The organism is Gordonia sp. ALPHA1B1 (assembly GCF_005502615.1).
In the GTDB taxonomy this organism is placed as follows: domain Bacteria; phylum Actinomycetota; class Actinomycetes; order Mycobacteriales; family Mycobacteriaceae; genus Gordonia; species Gordonia hongkongensis.
Genome location: NZ_SCOC01000017.1, coordinates 73,672 through 89,220 on the forward strand (window position 1 = coordinate 73,672; position 15,549 = coordinate 89,220).

Sequence of the window (15,549 nt, forward strand, 5' to 3'; positions counted from 1 at the left end):
GCAGGTGCGGGACGAGCGCCGGGCTCGTCAGACGGACACGCGGCCGACCCCCGATACTGTTCCGACCGGCACCGACGCCGCTCCACCCAGCACCAGCAGAGAGGGTCACGAGCCACCCGTGGACGATCCCACCGAGAACGAGACCGCCGACGACACGGCCGCCCCGACCGAGGCGACCCCAGCGGAGTCCACGACAGACGCGTCCACGTCCGAGGAGACCACCACGCGCAAGGCAGCGACCGACAAGGACGCGACGGACAAGGACGCGCCGGACAAGGATGCGAAGCAACCCGCGGCACCCACCCCGAGAGGTGGGCGTGGGATCGACGGCGCCACCCAGATCATCAACCGCGACAACCTCCCGTCCGCCGAGGACCTCGAAGACCTGGACGACATCGACCCGCTCAGCGAGGCGCCCGACGCCGCGGAGACCGACGGAACCGAGCCCGGCGACGCCGAGGCCGCCCCGCCGGCACCGGCCCGGCTCGGCCCGAGCGACTCCGCGACCACCGTCATCCGTCGCTCTGATCTCCCGGACGCCGCCGAGCTCGAGGACCTCGACGACATCGACCCGACGGCCCCGGAGCCCGAGGCAGCGTCCGCCGGAGAAGAGAGCGCCGACTCCACGACCGAGGGCTCCGACGCCGAGACCGCGTCCACCGAGTCCGGCTCCGCACCCGAACCCGAGTCGGACCAGGACACCGGTGCGGACGCCGAACCGGTGCTCGCCGACGACGACACGGACCCGTCGACGGGCACCGCGGTCAGCGCCGGTGTGGCCGCGGCGGGCGCTGCGGCCGTGGCAGCCGGAACGACTCGTGACTCCGACGACGAGGCCGAGTCCGAGTCCGTGGATACCGACGTGGCGCCAGACGAGGCAGCGACGGACGAGGCGGCAGCAGACGAGGCAGAGGCGCACCAGGACCCCGTAGCCGACTCGGACGCCGAGAACGAGCCGGCCGAAGCCGAGGGCGTCGAGGCAGAGGGCGCAGAGGCCGAGGGCGTCGAGACCGAACCAGCACCGGGGGAGCCGGTCGCGGAACAGCCTGTCCAGGATGAGACCCCCGCGGACGCGGCGACAGCAGACGCCTCGACAGCAGACGACTCGGCCGTGACGGAGGTCGACTCGCCGACCGAGACCGACGCTGCCGCCGACGTTGACTCCGACGCCGACTCCCCCACCGAGGCGATCGCCGTCCCGACCGGCGAGAACACCGACGCCACCGAGCCGGACAACGCCGACACCGACACCGAGGACGAGGACGACTCCGGTTCGGACGCGGCGACGGCCGTCATCCCGGCGGCAGTAGCGGCATCCGCCGCCGCCAAAGCCCGGACCGAGCCCGACGCGCCGGCCGACGACGACGCGCGGACGACCCCGGAGCCGGCCGTGGCCGCGTCGACCGCCGGATGGACGACCACCGACCGCGAGCCCCAGGTCATCCCGGGCAGTGACCCCAAGGCACCGCGCAAGAAGCGCGGCAAGGGTCTGCTGATCGCCGCGGCAGCGATCGTGGTGGCCATCGTGGCCGTCGTCGGCGGTATCTTCGCCTACAGCAGCCTGCAGGCACCGGCGCCCGCGGACGAAGCCGCGACCGTGGCCATGGACTACACCACCGCGCTCTACGAGGGCGACCTCGAGACCCTGCGATCGGTCACCTGCGGTGAACTCAATGCGTTCTACACCGACTTCGACGACGCCGCGTACGAGCGGACCTACGAGGCCCAGCGGTCTCGCAACGAGCTCGTACAGACGCAGGGAATCAACGCGGTCCGGGTCGTCGAGGGCGGAGATCAGGCCGTCGTCGAAGTCGTCGCGGTGCACACCAACGCCCCGGACCAGCCCGAAACCGTCACGCTGAACCTGCAGCGCGACGGCGACGACTGGAAGGTGTGCAACCCCACGTGACGAGCGGACACCGGCCGGGCCCGCCGCCCGGACCGGGTGGCCGCTCCACGCCGGGTTTCTACACCCCGCCGTCCCGTCCGGTGGCACCCGCCGCATCGGCGCCGCGGCCGCGTCCCGCCGCGGACAACCGTCTCGAGGAGAACCGGGTACCGAGCACCCGGATCCGGCCCTATCCGGTCGAACCGCCGCGGCGATCGCGGTCGCGTGTCGACCCGGCCGTCGTGATCGCGGCGCTCGTGATGGTCGCACTCGCGGCTGCGGTCGTCGTCGGACTCGCCATCACCTGAACCCGGCCGCCGCGGGGACCGGGCCTTCCAAGCCTGAAAACAGTTCTGCCCGCACCCCTTTCAGGGCGCGGGCAGAGTGCTGTGCGTCTGTCAGGCAGTCAGGGACTTGCCGTTGGACTTGAGGTCGTTGCACGCCTCGACGACGCGCTCGCTCATGTTGGTCTCGGCCTTCTTGGACCAGCTGCGCGGGTCGTAGACCTTCTTGTTGCCGACGTCGCCGTCGACCTTCAGCACACCGTCGTAGTTGCTGAACATGTGGCCGGCGACCGGGCGGCTGTAGGCGTACTGCGTGTCGGTGTCGACGTTCATCTTCACGACGCCGTAGCTCAGGGCCTCGTCGATCTCGCTCTTCAGCGAGCCCGAACCGCCGTGGAACACGAAGTCGAAGGGCTTGGCGGCATCGCCGAGGCCGAGCTTCTTGGCCGCGACCTCCTGGCCGGTGTTGAGGACGTCGGGACGCAGCTTGATGTTGCCCGGCTTGTAGACGCCGTGCACGTTGCCGAAGGTCGCCGCGAGCAGGTAACGGTTGCCGGAGTCGCTGGCACCGAGCGCCTCGATGGTCTTCTCGAAGTCCTCGGGGGTGGTGAACAACTTGTCGTTGATCTCGTTCTCGACGCCGTCTTCCTCACCGCCGACCACGCCGATCTCGATCTCCAGGATGATGTTGGCCGCGCCCGCCTTGGCCAGCAGTTCCTTGGCGATCTCCAGGTTCTCGTCGAGCGGTACGGCGCTGCCGTCCCACATGTGCGACTGGAAAAGCGGGTTGCGACCGGCGTCGACGCGCTCCTGCGAGATCTGCAGCAGCGGCCGGACGTAGGTGTCGAGCTTGTCCTTGGGGCAGTGATCGGTGTGCAGACCGATCAGGACGTCGTACTTGGCCGCGACGACGTGCGCGAACTCGGCGAGGGCGACCGCTCCGGTCACCATGTCTTTGACACCCTGGCCGGACCCGAACTCGGCGCCACCGGTCGAGAACTGGATGATCCCGTCACTGCCGGCATCGGCGAAACCCTTGATCGCGGCGTTGATCGTCGACGACGAGGTGCAGTTGATCGCGGGGAATGCGTAACCGCCCTTCTTCGCCTTGTCGAACATCTCGGCGTACTGCTCCGGGGTTGCAATGGGCATCGACGAATCCTCCAGGGTGTTGATGTGCTCTGGTGTTCGGGTTCTCTCGCCGTCGACTGATGTTTCGGTGGCGAGCAGCCGGACTTCCCGCGGCCGGACTTCTCCCAGTATGGCAGGTGCCACATCGCCCGGCGCGGGCACCATTCGTGCCCGGACCTGCTGGAAAACGGCGGTGGCGGACCCGTGAGATTCTGTCCTCGACGGACGCGCAGGTACTCTGGCTCCCCGTGATCGACTCCGCACTTGCCACCACGACCACCAACCTGGCGCTGCTACCGGGATTCCTGGATCCGGTGAACCTGCTGAATTCGTTCGGCACGTGGATGCTGGCCGGTCTGCTGCTGGTCGTGTTCATCGAGTCGGGTCTGCTGTTCCCGCTGCTCCCCGGCGACTCGCTGCTCTTCACCGCGGGCCTCATCGTCGCGGCGAAGTCGGCGGAGATCGAGCCCTTCGCCCCGCTGTGGGTGCTGCTCGTCCTGATCCCCATCGCGGCGTTCCTGGGCGACCAGGTCGGCTACTGGATCGGCAAGAAGGCGGGGTACTCGCTGTTCCGGCCGGACGCGAAGATCCTGAAGCAGGTCTACATCGAGGAAGCGCACGAGTTCTTCGAGAAGCACGGCCCGGTGACGATCATCCTCGCGCGTTTCGTCCCGATCGTGCGCACCTATGCGCCGCTCGTCGCCGGCGCCGCGAAGATGCGGTACCCGATCTTCCTCACGTACAACATCGTCGGTGCGATCGCCTGGGGTGCGGGTGTCACCCTGCTCGGCTACTTCCTGGGCCAGATCGAGTTCATCCGCGACAACATCGACTACATCTTCCTGTTCATCGTCTTCATCTCGGTGCTGCCGATCATCTCCGAGATCGTCAAGCGCATCCTGCGCTCGCGGAAGAAGGTCGTCGAGGAGGAGCCCCTCCCCGCCTCCGACGAGGCCAACAACTCCGCCCCTCCCGCCAACTGAGTCCCGTCACCACGCGGCGCCGAGTCGAAGCCACCCGCGCCCGTCACCACGCGGCGTCGAGGTCCGCGTGCTGACGGACCCACGCGTGCATGGCGATCCCGGCCGCGACGCCCGCGTTGATACTGCGCGTCGAACCGAATTGCGCGATCGACACGGTGAGGTCGGCCGCGCGCTGCGCGTCGTCGCTGACCCCCGGACCCTCCTGCCCGAAGACCAGCACGCAGTCGCGCGGTAGATCCGCCGTCTCGAGCGGCAGGGCTCCCGGCGTGTTGTCGACCGCCACCACGGTCAGTTCCTCGTCACGAGCCCAGTCGATGAGATCTGCCACCGTCTCGTGGTGCATCAGGTGTTGATAGCGGTCGGTCACCATCGCTCCGCGACGATTCCACCGACGTCGTCCGACGATGTGGACGGCGGCCACCGCGAAGGCGTTGGCGGTGCGCACCACGGTGCCGATGTTGGCGTCGTGGGCGAAGTTCTCGATGGCGACGTGCAGCGGATGCCGCCGGGCATCGATGTCGGCGACGATCGCCTCGCGCGACCAGTACCGGTAGGCGTCGACGACGTTGCGGGTGTCGCCGTGGGCGAGCAACTCGGCGTCGAGGCGCGGGTCGGCGGGTATGGGTTCACCGGGATGTTCGACGGCCCAGGGCCCGACTCCCACGGCCGGCCCGGTCTGCCATTCGGTGGGACCGGGTACCGCGCCGGACTCGTCGGCGGAACCCGCCGGGCCGGCCTCAGGCAAGCCCGAGGTCGCCGAGACCGAGGAGCGAGCGGTACGGCACGCCGAGACCGGTGATGACCGCGTCCGCGCCGGTTGCGCGGTCGACGACAGTGGCCACCCCGACGACGTTGCCGCCGATACCGCGCACGGCTTCGACAGCCGTGGACGGTGAGGCGCCGGTCGTGCTGGTGTCCTCGACGACGAGCACGTCGCGACCGACGACGTCGGGGCCCTCGATCTGGCGTTGCATGCCGTGTGCCTTGGCGGCCTTGCGGACGACGAAAGCGTCGATCGGCCGCCCGTCGGCGTGCATGATCGACGTCGCCACCGGGTCCGCCCCGAGGGTGAGACCGCCCACGGCGACGTAGTCCCAGTCCGCGGTCAGTTCCCGCATCAGCCGGCCGATGAGGCGGGACGCCTCGTGGTGCAGCGTCGCGCGGCGCAGGTCGACGTAGTAGTCGGCCTCCTTGCCCGACGACAGCGTCACCTTGCCGTGGACCACGGCGAGGTCGCGGACGAGCTCGGCGAGCCGCGCCTTCGCGGTCGGATCGACCTGCGGGGTCTCGGCGGGAACCGGGGCGGACGAGGACATGCGGCTTCCCTCTCGGTCGAACATGGAGCGTCAGGCGATCAGTTGCGGTGCCGGTTGGGCCGCTCGCCGGTGTCGCGGCGGGGTGCGTCGTCGGAGGTCCCGGCGGACCCGCGGACGGGCATCGGCGACATCCGGCGGCCCCCGGTTGAAGGGGCCGGGGGCTTGCGGGCCGCAGCCGGGCTCTCGGGATCTGCGGACGCGCCGGTCTGGGACGCCGGTGCCGTCGAGGTGCCGGCGGCCTGCCGACGGCGCTTGTCGCGGAGGGACTCGGTCTTCTCGTCGGCGAGCTCGGCCCGCGTGGGTCCGTGCGGGTCGCGCGGATCGGGTGAATCCTCCGGCTCTCGCATCGGCGGCAGCACCCGGAGCAGATCGGCGAACCGGCGGACGACCTCCAGGCCGGTGTTCAGCTTGGCCGGGTCGTTGGTCACCGGCATCGAGCCGAGCGCCCAGTTGCCCTCGTTCCACAGGACCTCGACGAACGCGGGCGCCTTGTTGGCGAGGGCCACCATGCGGCGGTCGCAGACCCGGCGGGCGACGTCGAGGTTGTTGGAGAACATGACGCGCGGGCCCATCGCGCCCAGCAGTTCCACGTCTTCCTCGGCGGGCGCGAGGACGTCCTCGTGCCGGAGGTCGACGACGACGTGCGAGGGTGAGGAGCGTCGGACGGCGATCACGGTCGCGGTCTCGGCCAGGTCGAAGACCACGGCCTCCACCCCGGCGTAGTGGCCGTAGGCGACGTCCTGGACCGGGATGTGGTCGCCGACGTTCATCGTGGCGCGCCGAAAGACCTTGCGCAGCTTGGTGTCCGACTCGCGGAACTTGAACTCGTGCTCATCGCCCCAGACCGCACGCTGGTGCCGTGCGATGCTCGACCGCTGGCGGTCGAGCCACAACAGGACACCCGCACCCAGTAGGGCCACGGCGGCGATCAGGAAATAGACGGTGGTCATCGCGCTACAGCCTACTATCGGCGGTCCCGCGGTGAGGTCATCCGCCTACCCGGATGTACCCGCGTTCCTTGTCGACGACGTTGACCAGCATCTCGGCCGGGTCCGCGGTACCCGCCGCGACATAGCGCCGCAGGTTGTCGAGGACCTGCTCGGCCAGCGCCTCGCGCCATCCGACGGCATCTCCGCTCATGTGAGCCGAGATCGCGACCCCGGGCAGATCCCACAGCGGGCTGTCGGCGGGCAGCGGCTCGGTCACGAAGACGTCGAGCGTGGCCGCGCCGAGGTGGCCCGAGCGGAGCGACTCGACGAGGGCCGCCTCGTCGACGAGTTCGCCGCGGCCGACGTTGACGAGGTGGGCGCCGGGTTTCATCGCCGCCAGCACCGTCGCGTCGATCATCCCGGCGGTCTGCTCGGTCAGCGGCGCGATTGCGACTACGGTGTCGAATCCGCCGACCTGTGCGGCGAGATCGTCGGTGGCCACGACATGCCCGAAGTCCGGATCCGAGTCGCGAGCGGTCCGGCCGGCCCCGACCACCCGGACACCCACCGCGCGAAGCAGTTTCGCGATCGCGCGGCCGATCCCGCCGGTCCCGATCACCAGAGCGGAGGTGCGGTGGGTCGCCACGGTCTCGCGGTGTCGCCATTCATGATCGCGCTGCAGCGCCATCGATTCGTGTAAACCCTTGTGCCGCGCGAGGACTGCGGCGAGGACGAACTCCGCGATCGGCCGGTCGAAGACGCCGTGGGCGTTGGTCACCACGACGTCGGAGGCCCGTAGCCGGTCGAAGAGCAACGAGTCGACGCCCGCCGCACACACATGAACCCAGCGCAACGATGCCGTGGCCGCGCCCCAGTGGTCGGCGAGGCCACGGGAGAAGAAGTCCCACAACACGAGAACGTCCGCACCCGGCAGGGCCGCGCCGAGATCGTCGGCCGTGCAGAGCCGTACCGTCGCGAGCTTCTCGAGCTCGGCGAGGTTGCCCGGCGGGGGATCGTCGGGCGAGATCAGCAGGGCGACCACGGGCGCGTGTGGGGTCATGACCCCACCGTAGGTGACGGGTCGGTGCGTTCGTCGATGACGAAGAGCAGCAGCGTCACCGCAAGGAAACCCGCCGGCACCCAGGCGGCGCGGCCACCCATCACCTGGGTGCAGACCGCCCCGACGAGTGCGCCGCCGGCGAACACCCCGACCACGCGGCCGTAGACCGTCAGGGCCTTGCGCGCGTCCGGGGCCCGGTCGACGGTGACGCCGTACCCGGCCTCCACGAGGCGCATCAGATTCCCGGTCGTGGCCACCGCGATGTAGTTGAGATCGCCGATGTTGCGGAACAACTCGATCTGCATGGCGGTGATGAACGAGATGGGGATGGTGACGAACGAGTGCGGGACGGAGGTGGGGACGAAGCCGATCACGACGAGGATGGTCACCTGCAGCGCCATCGTCACGCGGATCGGGTAGACGAGGAGATGGTCGAAGCGGCCGGCCTTCACGTGCACCGCCAGCACGACGCCGACGAGGAACGCGAGGATCGGCCAGAGATGACCGGAGGCCTGATACCAGTGCTGCTCCGCCAGATTCAACGCGAGCAGGATGACGTTCCCGGTCTGGGCGTTGGCGAACACCCCGCCCCGGGACAGATACGTGTAGCTGTCGAGGAAACCGCACGCCGCGGTGATCAGCAGGGCGAAGCGCAGCGACGTCGACGTGGTCACAGGACCACCGGGATCGAACCGGTCCGGCACCCCGACCGGTCGAGCAGCGAACCCAGTCGCTTCGGGGTCTCCAGCGTGACCGAGCGGTCGGCGACGACGAGTCCCGGCACCCGGCTCTCGAGCTGCTGCTCGAACTCGGACAGTTCGCCGACGGTGTGCAGCCAGACAGCCATCAGGATGTTCGCGGTACCGGTGACCTCACAGCAGACCCGTACCTGGGGTAGTTCGTCGAGCGCGTCGACGAGCGCCGAGATCGACCTCGACGACGCCCGCGCCCAGACGTTCGCCGTGACGGGCCATTCGCTGATCACGTGCGACACCTCGCATCGGATCGACAGGACGCGTTCGGCGACGAGTGCGGTCAGCCGACGCCGGACGGTCGGCGCGCTCAGACCACTCGCGGCGGCCAGGTCGACCGCCGAACGCCGGCCGTCCTGCGCCAGGGCGGCGATGAGTCGCAGATCCATCTCATCGGGTTCGTGCGCCAGCGGGCGGTGCTCGGGTCGGTGCTCGGCGAGCACCGACTCCTCGGCGTCGGACAGTGTGTGCACCCGCCAGCGTTCGCTTTCGCCGAAGACACGCATCACCACCCTCGTCCGGGTCCGGGCGACCCCCTCGAGGTCGGCGAGTCGCTGCACCCAGTCGCCGAGGAAGCCGAGATCCGGGACCATCACGGTCAGCAGCAGGTCGCCGTCGCCCGCGGTGCGCTGGATGGTGGCCACGTGCCGGTCCGCCGACAACCGCTCGACGAGCGCCGCACGCCGTGACGAGGTCTGGACCTCGACGAACGCGCTGCAGCGGGTGTTCAGGTACGCGGCCCCGGGATAGGTCACGATCCAGGCGAGACCGCCGTCGACGAGCCGCTCCCAGCGTCGGGCCGCGGTCGCCGCGCTCACGCCCACGACGTCGCCGACGACGCCCCACGGCGCCCTCGGCGCGACCTGCAGAGCGTGAACGATCTGATAATCGAGGTCGTCCGGCACGCAACAATCCTGCATCACGAGGTGAACTTTTTTCGGTTTCGGCAGACGCCGGGACAGTCCGCGGCAGCGCTCCTACGTTTCCTCCCAACACCCCAGTGGCCGCTCGAGCGGCCCGAGATCGAGGAGGACGATTCGTGAAGGTCTGCGTCATCGGCGGAGGTCACGGCTCTTATGCGGCCGCGGCCGAGCTCAGCGAGAAGGACCACCATGTCACCTGGTGGCGACGGGACGGCGCAGCGTTCTCGTCGCTGGTCGAGCGCGGCACGCTCGAGATCGACGACCACCGCGGCCGGCGGCAGATCGGCGTCGACGGCGGAGCGGGCGGCGGGATCTCGATCGTCGCCGACCTCGCCGAGGCGGTGTCCAACGCCGAGGTCATCGTCGCGCCGGTTCCGGCCTTCGCCCACGAGTCGCTCGCGCGGCAACTCGCGCCGCACCTGCGGGATGGCCAGGTCGTCTACCTGCCGCCGGGCAGCTTCGGGTCGTTCGTCCTCGCGCGGGCGGTGCGAGCGGCCGGCAATCCCGCGGACGTCGCGTTCGCCGAGACCGGGACCCTGCCCTACCTCGCACGCAAGCACGGCGACACCCGGGTCGTCGTCAGCGGGTACGCCACCCGTCTGCCCACCGGAGTGTTCCCGGCCCGGCACACCGATCGGGCGCTGGCGGTCCTCGGTGAGGTCTATCCCGCCGTCGAACGCAGCGAGGACGCCCTCAGCGGCGCGCTCATGAACGCCGGCCCGATCATCCACCCGCCACTGATCTTGATGAATGCCGGTCCGCTGGAACACTTCCCGTCGTGGGATATCCACAACGAGGGCACCCAGGACGCCATCCGGCGGGTCACCTCCGCGCTCGACGCCGAGCGCATCGCGGTCCGGGAGGCGCTCGGCTACGGCGCACCGCACTTCCCGCTCGCCGACCACTACACCGCCGACGGCGACGAGTGGATGTACGGCAACGCCGCCCACGAGAAGCTCACCGACAGCGGCGACTGGCGCGAGAACATCGACCTGCACACCCACCGCTACATGACCGAGGACGTCGAGATCGGGCTGGCGCTGCTGAGCTCGGTGGGGCGGTGGGCGTCGGTACCGACGCCGGTGGCCGACGGCTTGCTCGCCCTCGCCGGCGCGGTCACCGGACGTCCGGCCGCAACCGGCGGCCGGACCCTGGAGAACCTGGGACTGGCCGACCTCGACCGGTCCGGCATGCAGGCACTGCTCCACGACGGACCGGCGCAGTGACGGGTCGCCACGTCGCCGTCGTCGGCGCCGGCCGGATGGGTCAGGGCATCGCCGCCGCGCTGGCCTTCGGGAACGTGTCGGTCACGGTCGTCGACCTCCGCGACCGCGGTGCCGACGCCGCGGCCTACCTCGACGGGGTTCGCACCGCGGTCCGTCAGGCACTGGCGCACAAGGTCACGCTCGGCCTGCTGGCGGTCGAGGACCTCGACGACGTCGCGGCGCTGGTCACCGTCGTCGGCGAGGTCGACGCCCTGGGTCCGATGGCCGGCGCCGATCTGGTGTTCGAGGCGGTACCCGAGGTCGCCGAGATCAAGCGCGACGCGCTCACGTGGATCGAGGCGATGGTCGGCGACACCGTCCCCATCGCGTCGACCACCTCGAGCTTCCTCGTCGACGAGCTCGCCGGGGCGTTGTCGGCCCCGGAGCGATTCCTCAACGCGCACTGGCTGAATCCGGCTGACCTCATGCCGCTCGTCGAGGTCGCGCCGGGCACCGCCACCGGCCGCGGGGTCGTCGACGCCACCCGCGACCTGCTCGTCGCGGTTGGCAAGGTACCCGTGGTGTGCGCCCCGTCGCCCGGGTACATCGTGCCCCGGCTGCAGGCGCTCGTGATGAACGAGGCGGCCCGGATGGTCGACGAGGGGGTGGCCAGCGCCGAGGACATCGACACCGCGGTGCGCATCGGATTCGGCTCGCGCTTCGCGGTTCTCGGCCTGCTCGAGTTCATCGACTGGGGTGGTTGCGACACCTTGTACCACGCGTCGAATTACCTGCGTGGTGAACTCGGCGAGCGGTTCGCGCCCGCCCCGCTGGTCGAGTCCAACATGACCTCCGGGCGTCGTGGGATATCCGACGGCGCAGGCTTTTACGAGTTCGACCCGGCCACCGTGGCCGACTACCGCGCCCAGCGGATCGCCGACTTCGCCCGCGTACTCGACGCGGTCGGGCGTCTCGCCCGCCACGAGGAGTTCAGCACGGCCGACTGACGGATCGGGCGACGACCTCACCCGCCACCGGACCCGGTTCCGGTGGCGCGGTGAAGCGTGCCCGAACGCGGCCAATAGCTCGGCGCGGTAAAGCTTTTCCCGATTCCCCCCGCCTCGCGGGTTCGACACAATCGATCCATCCACGAGTACAGCCAACGAACGACGGCCTCGAGGGTCCGTTCGCCCACCGATGAGGAGTGATCCGTGGTAACTCTCGACAATTCTGCACCACCCGACCCCTCGGCCACCGGCACCGGCCGGCCGCGCCGGGAACGGACCACCCGCGTCGCCGTCGCGTCCGGTGTCGGCACGATCATGGAGTTCTACGACTTCGCGATCTACGGCACCGCGACGGCACTGGTCTTCAACAAGATCTTCTTTAACGTCGACGATCCCTGGTTCGGCACCTTCCTGGGCTTCGCGACCTTCGCGGTCGGTTTCGTGATGGCGCCGATCGGCGCCCTGATCTTCGGACACTTCGGGGACAAATTCGGCCGACGCAAGGCGCTGACCGCCGCCTTCCTGCTCATGGGCGGATCGACCCTGGCCATGGGCGTCCTCCCCGACTACCAGGCCATCGGGATCGTGGCACCGATCATCCTGGTCTTCCTGCGCATGGTGCACGGCATCTCGCGCGGCGGTGAGATCGGCGGCGCCGCCCTGCTCGCCGCCGAACACGCGCCGACGCACCGGCGCGGTCTGTACGGCTGCTTCGTCACCCTCGGTTCGCCGGTCGGCGGCATCCTGGCCAACCTGTCGTTCGCCCTCGTCCTGCTGATGCCGATGGAACAGGTCCTGGCCTGGGGCTGGCGGATCCCGTTCCTCATCGGCGGTGTCGTGCTGGCGATCGGGGTGTGGACCCGGTCCCGCGTCAGTGAGACACCGGACTTCGTCGAGTCCAAGCAGGCCGAGGAGAAGTCGCCGCCGGCCTTCGCCGTGCTCCGCCAGAACTGGCGTCGCGTCGCGCTGGCCGCCGGTATCAACGTCGGACAGAACTGTTACGCCTTCCTGCTGTTCACGTTCATGCTCTCCTTCCTGACCGAGACCGATCCGGGACGCGGCTTCGACCGGTCCCCGGTGGTCTTCGGCAGCACGCTGGCGCTCGCCTGCCACGCCGCGACGGTCGTGCTGGGCAGCTACCTGTCCGACCGGCTGGGCCGCAAGACGGTGATCGGCTTCGGGATGATCACGTCGCTGCTGTTCGCTCCGATCCTGTTCTCCGTCACCGCATCCGGGTCGTTGGCCGCCTGCATCACGGTCATCTCCATCGGCTTCGCACTGACCGGGTTCGTCTATGGTCCGATGCTCACCACCTTCGCCGAGCTGTTCCCGATCACGCAGCGCTACAGCGGCATCGGGATCGGTTTCCAGGTCGGCGCGGTGCTGGGCGGCGGCCTGGCGCCGATGATCGCGAACCGGATCGTCAGCGCCACCGGCAGCGTGATCCCCGTCGGCTTCTATGCGGCGGCCCTGATGGCGATCAGCCTCTGCTGCCTGATGGTCATCCGCGAGACGGCTCCCGCGCTCGCCGGGCGACCCACGTTGCGACAACGTCTGCGCAGCTGACCTCGCGGGCCAACTATTGACAGCATCCTGTCATTAATGACAGGATGCTGTCATAGTCGTCCGAAGGAGGCACCATGAAGACCGTCCATCTCGCCCTGTACCCGACGCTCGCCGATTGGGAGTTCGGGTACGTCGCGTCCGGCATCAACAATCCCGAGTACCAGGCCGAGCCGGGAACGTTCCGGATCGTGGCCGTCGGCGCGACGACCGAGCCGGTCCGCACCATCGGCGGGGTCACGATGGTGCCCGACACGACGCTCGACGCGATCACGCCCGAGGACAGCGCGATGCTCGTCCTGCCCGGCGCCCAGATCTGGGAGACCAACGACGCCTTCGTCGACGCCGCGCGGCGCTGGTCCGAAGCCGGCACCCCGGTAGCCGGGATCTGCGGCGCGACAATGGGTCTCGCGCGCGCCGGACTGCTCGACGACCGACGCCACACCAGCAACGCGCCGGAGCAGTTGTCGCCCACCGGTTATGCCGGGGCCGCCCACTACGTCGACGCCCCCGCCGTCACCGACCGCGGCGTCATCACCGCGGCGGCGATCGCCCCGGTCGACTTCGCACGGGAGGTCTTCGCGCTGCTCGGCGTCTACACGCCGCCGGTGCTCGACGCCTGGTACCAGCTCTACGGCCACCAGGACCCCAGCGGCTTCTACGCGCTGGCCGGCGAGCAGTGAGAGACCCGCAGGACCTGCTGTCGGCCTCCGCGCTGACAGCGTTCCGGCTGAACGGCCAGTTCCTCGGCCTCGCCGAGCGTCTCGCCGAACCCGCCGGGCTGACCGCCACGCGGTGGCAGGTGCTCGGCGCGGTGCTCGACGAACCGCTGCCGGTCGCGGGCATCGCACGGGCGATGGGGATCACGCGGCAGAGCGTGCAACGCACCGCCGACCTCCTCGTCGCCGACGGACTGGCCGAGTACCGCGACAATCCGGCCCACCGTCGCGCCAAGCTCGTCGCCCCCACAGCGGACGGCCTCGCGGCCGTCCGCGCGATCAACCCGGGACATCGCGCGGCGGCCATCCGATTGGCGACCGCGCTCGACCCGGCCCGGTGGGAGCACGCCTTGACCGCACTCCGCGATCTCAGCGCCGCCCTTGACGAACTCGACGACCAGCGCTGATGTCTAATTGTTGACAATCGTACGATCGAGCGTCACCGTGTAGCCATGACTGCCGGCGTCGAGTCCCAGATCCACAGTTCCCAGGTCCGCACCGACCAGACCGCGTCGTTGAGCCCCGCCCTGAAACAGGCGACTCCCGTCGTCGTCGACACTGCGGCCGGTTCGTGGATCCGGGGCACCGACGGTCGCGACTACCTCGACTTCACCACCGGTATCGGCGTGACCAGTACCGGCCACTGCCACCCGCACGTCGTCGCGGCCGCGCAGGCGCAGTGCGCCAAGATCATCCACGCGCAGTACACCACCGTGATGCACACCCCGCTCCTCGAGCTCACCACCCGACTCGGGGCGGTACTGCCCATGGGCCTCGACTCCGTCTTCTACGCGAACTCCGGTTCCGAAGCCGTGGAGGCCGCCGTCCGTCTCGCCCGGATGGCCACCGCGAAGCCCAACATCATCGTGTTCCAGGGCGGCTTCCACGGCCGGACCGTCGCCGCGGCCAGCCTGACGACGGCCGGCACCCGCTTCTCCGCCGGCTTCTCGCCCCTGATGAGTGGCGTGCACATGGCTCCGTTCCCCTACGCCTACCGCTATGGCTGGGACACCGACACCGCGGTCGACTTCGCACTCCGTGAACTCGACTACCTGCTGCAGTCGCGCGTCGCCCCCAACGACACCGCGGCCTTCCTCATCGAGCCGGTGCTGGGCGACGGCGGCTACCTGCCCACCCCGCCGCGCTTCCTGCAGGGCCTGCGCGAGCGCGCCGACCGCCACGGGATCCTCCTCGTCCTCGACGAGGTACAGGCGGGATTCGGTCGCACCGGTAGGTTCTGGGGTCACCAGCACGCGGCGGGCCTGACCCCCGACATCCTGATCACCGCCAAGGGCCTGGCGTCGGGATTCCCGATCTCGGCGATCGCGGCGCCGGCGGAACTGATGAGCAAGGCGTGGCCGGGGTCGCAGGGCGGCACGTACGGCGGCAACGCCGTCGCGGCCGCCGCCGCGATCGCGACCCTCGATGTGATCGAGTCAGAGGGCCTCGTCGAGAACGCGCGCGTCCGCGGTGAGCAGTTGCTCGCCGGCCTGCGGCAGGTGTGTGCACCGTTCCCGGGCGTCGGCGACGTCCGCGGGCTGGGGCTGATGGCCGGCATCGAGTTCATCACGACCGATGCCGCCGGGAACACGACGCCCGACGCGGCGGCCGCGCTCGCCGTTCAGCAGGCCACCACCACCCAGGGGTTGCTCTCGCTCACGTGCGGGCCGTCGGCCAACGTCGTGCGCCTGATCCCCGCCCTGGTCGTCACCGCCGAGGAGATCGACCTCGGCGTCGCCCGCTTCGGTGCCGCGCTCGCCGCGGCCCTGGGCTAGACCTGACAGCCCGG

16 protein-coding genes are annotated in these 15,549 nt (G+C 69.9%); 9 read left to right on the top strand and 7 right to left on the bottom strand.

Going from position 1 to position 15,549, the window contains the following annotated elements:
* Nucleotides 1–118 precede the first annotated feature (118 nt).
* Both FFS52_RS13405 and FFS52_RS13410 read left to right on the top strand, forming a co-directional pair.
* A complete protein-coding gene (locus FFS52_RS13405) occupies nucleotides 119–1,909 on the top strand; it encodes a hypothetical protein (RefSeq protein ID WP_137809976.1) in 1,791 nt (596 codons plus the stop codon).
* Nucleotides 1,906–2,196 (top strand): hypothetical protein, encoded by a 291-nt coding sequence (locus FFS52_RS13410; RefSeq protein WP_238994940.1) that lies wholly within the window; start codon nucleotides 1,906–1,908, stop codon nucleotides 2,194–2,196. The genes FFS52_RS13405 and FFS52_RS13410 overlap by 4 nt, the downstream gene beginning before the upstream one ends.
* A 90-nt stretch (nucleotides 2,197–2,286) precedes the next feature.
* Here the strand turns inward: FFS52_RS13410 and fbaA are convergent, their stop codons facing one another.
* Nucleotides 2,287–3,324, bottom strand: a complete 1,038-nt coding sequence (gene fbaA, locus FFS52_RS13415; protein ID WP_137809977.1) for a class II fructose-bisphosphate aldolase — start codon at nucleotides 3,322–3,324, stop codon at nucleotides 2,287–2,289.
* A 227-nt stretch (nucleotides 3,325–3,551) separates the two neighbouring features.
* Here fbaA and FFS52_RS13420 point away from each other — a divergent pair, with 227 nt between their 5' ends.
* Nucleotides 3,552–4,286: a VTT domain-containing protein gene (locus tag FFS52_RS13420; protein WP_137809978.1), complete on the top strand. Its 735-nt coding sequence runs from the start codon at nucleotides 3,552–3,554 to the stop codon at nucleotides 4,284–4,286.
* A gap of 43 nt (nucleotides 4,287–4,329) precedes the next feature.
* Here the strand turns inward: FFS52_RS13420 and FFS52_RS13425 are convergent, their stop codons facing one another.
* From FFS52_RS13425 to FFS52_RS13450, 6 genes are read right to left on the bottom strand one after another with little or no spacing between them, the layout of a single operon-like run.
* Nucleotides 4,330–5,031 (bottom strand): RNA methyltransferase, encoded by a 702-nt coding sequence (locus FFS52_RS13425; protein ID WP_137809979.1) that lies wholly within the window; start codon nucleotides 5,029–5,031, stop codon nucleotides 4,330–4,332.
* Nucleotides 5,024–5,602 carry an orotate phosphoribosyltransferase gene (locus FFS52_RS13430; RefSeq protein ID WP_137809980.1) on the bottom strand — a complete coding sequence of 193 codons (579 nt, stop codon included), beginning with the start codon at nucleotides 5,600–5,602 and terminating at the stop codon, nucleotides 5,024–5,026. Before FFS52_RS13430 ends, FFS52_RS13425 begins: the two co-directional genes overlap by 8 nt.
* A gap of 38 nt (nucleotides 5,603–5,640) precedes the next feature.
* The gene (locus FFS52_RS13435; RefSeq protein ID WP_137809981.1) at nucleotides 5,641–6,552 is read right to left on the bottom strand and encodes a hypothetical protein; all 912 of its coding nucleotides are present in this window, start codon (nucleotides 6,550–6,552) and stop codon (nucleotides 5,641–5,643) included.
* 37 nt (nucleotides 6,553–6,589) lie between these two features.
* Nucleotides 6,590–7,591 (bottom strand): D-2-hydroxyacid dehydrogenase, encoded by a 1,002-nt coding sequence (locus tag FFS52_RS13440; RefSeq protein WP_137809982.1) that lies wholly within the window; start codon nucleotides 7,589–7,591, stop codon nucleotides 6,590–6,592.
* Nucleotides 7,588–8,265 carry a YoaK family protein gene (locus FFS52_RS13445; protein WP_137809983.1) on the bottom strand — a complete coding sequence of 226 codons (678 nt, stop codon included), beginning with the start codon at nucleotides 8,263–8,265 and terminating at the stop codon, nucleotides 7,588–7,590. Before FFS52_RS13445 ends, FFS52_RS13440 begins: the two co-directional genes overlap by 4 nt.
* Nucleotides 8,262–9,248 (bottom strand): Lrp/AsnC family transcriptional regulator, encoded by a 987-nt coding sequence (locus FFS52_RS13450; protein ID WP_137809984.1) that lies wholly within the window; start codon nucleotides 9,246–9,248, stop codon nucleotides 8,262–8,264. The genes FFS52_RS13445 and FFS52_RS13450 overlap by 4 nt, the downstream gene beginning before the upstream one ends.
* Nucleotides 9,249–9,382: 134 nt before the next feature.
* On the opposite strand from FFS52_RS13450, the gene FFS52_RS13455 reads away from it, so the two are divergent.
* The 6 genes from FFS52_RS13455 to FFS52_RS13480 all read left to right on the top strand — a co-directional run bounded on the left by FFS52_RS13455 (nucleotide 9,383) and on the right by FFS52_RS13480 (nucleotide 15,535).
* Nucleotides 9,383–10,492: an NAD/NADP-dependent octopine/nopaline dehydrogenase family protein gene (locus tag FFS52_RS13455; protein ID WP_137809985.1), complete on the top strand. Its 1,110-nt coding sequence runs from the start codon at nucleotides 9,383–9,385 to the stop codon at nucleotides 10,490–10,492.
* A complete protein-coding gene (locus FFS52_RS13460; protein WP_137809986.1) occupies nucleotides 10,489–11,478 on the top strand; it encodes a 3-hydroxybutyryl-CoA dehydrogenase in 990 nt (329 codons plus the stop codon). The genes FFS52_RS13455 and FFS52_RS13460 overlap by 4 nt, the downstream gene beginning before the upstream one ends.
* 204 nt (nucleotides 11,479–11,682) lie before the next feature.
* Nucleotides 11,683–13,044 carry an MFS transporter gene (locus FFS52_RS13465; protein ID WP_065629561.1) on the top strand — a complete coding sequence of 454 codons (1,362 nt, stop codon included), beginning with the start codon at nucleotides 11,683–11,685 and terminating at the stop codon, nucleotides 13,042–13,044.
* A 74-nt stretch (nucleotides 13,045–13,118) separates the two neighbouring features.
* Nucleotides 13,119–13,724, top strand: coding sequence for a DJ-1/PfpI family protein (locus FFS52_RS13470; protein WP_137809987.1), 606 nt, complete (start codon nucleotides 13,119–13,121; stop codon nucleotides 13,722–13,724).
* Nucleotides 13,721–14,167 carry a helix-turn-helix domain-containing protein gene (locus FFS52_RS13475; RefSeq protein ID WP_137809988.1) on the top strand — a complete coding sequence of 149 codons (447 nt, stop codon included), beginning with the start codon at nucleotides 13,721–13,723 and terminating at the stop codon, nucleotides 14,165–14,167. The genes FFS52_RS13470 and FFS52_RS13475 overlap by 4 nt, the downstream gene beginning before the upstream one ends.
* A gap of 45 nt (nucleotides 14,168–14,212) precedes the next feature.
* Nucleotides 14,213–15,535 carry an aminotransferase class III-fold pyridoxal phosphate-dependent enzyme gene (locus tag FFS52_RS13480; protein WP_137809989.1) on the top strand — a complete coding sequence of 441 codons (1,323 nt, stop codon included), beginning with the start codon at nucleotides 14,213–14,215 and terminating at the stop codon, nucleotides 15,533–15,535.
* Nucleotides 15,536–15,549: the final 14 nt, after the last annotated feature.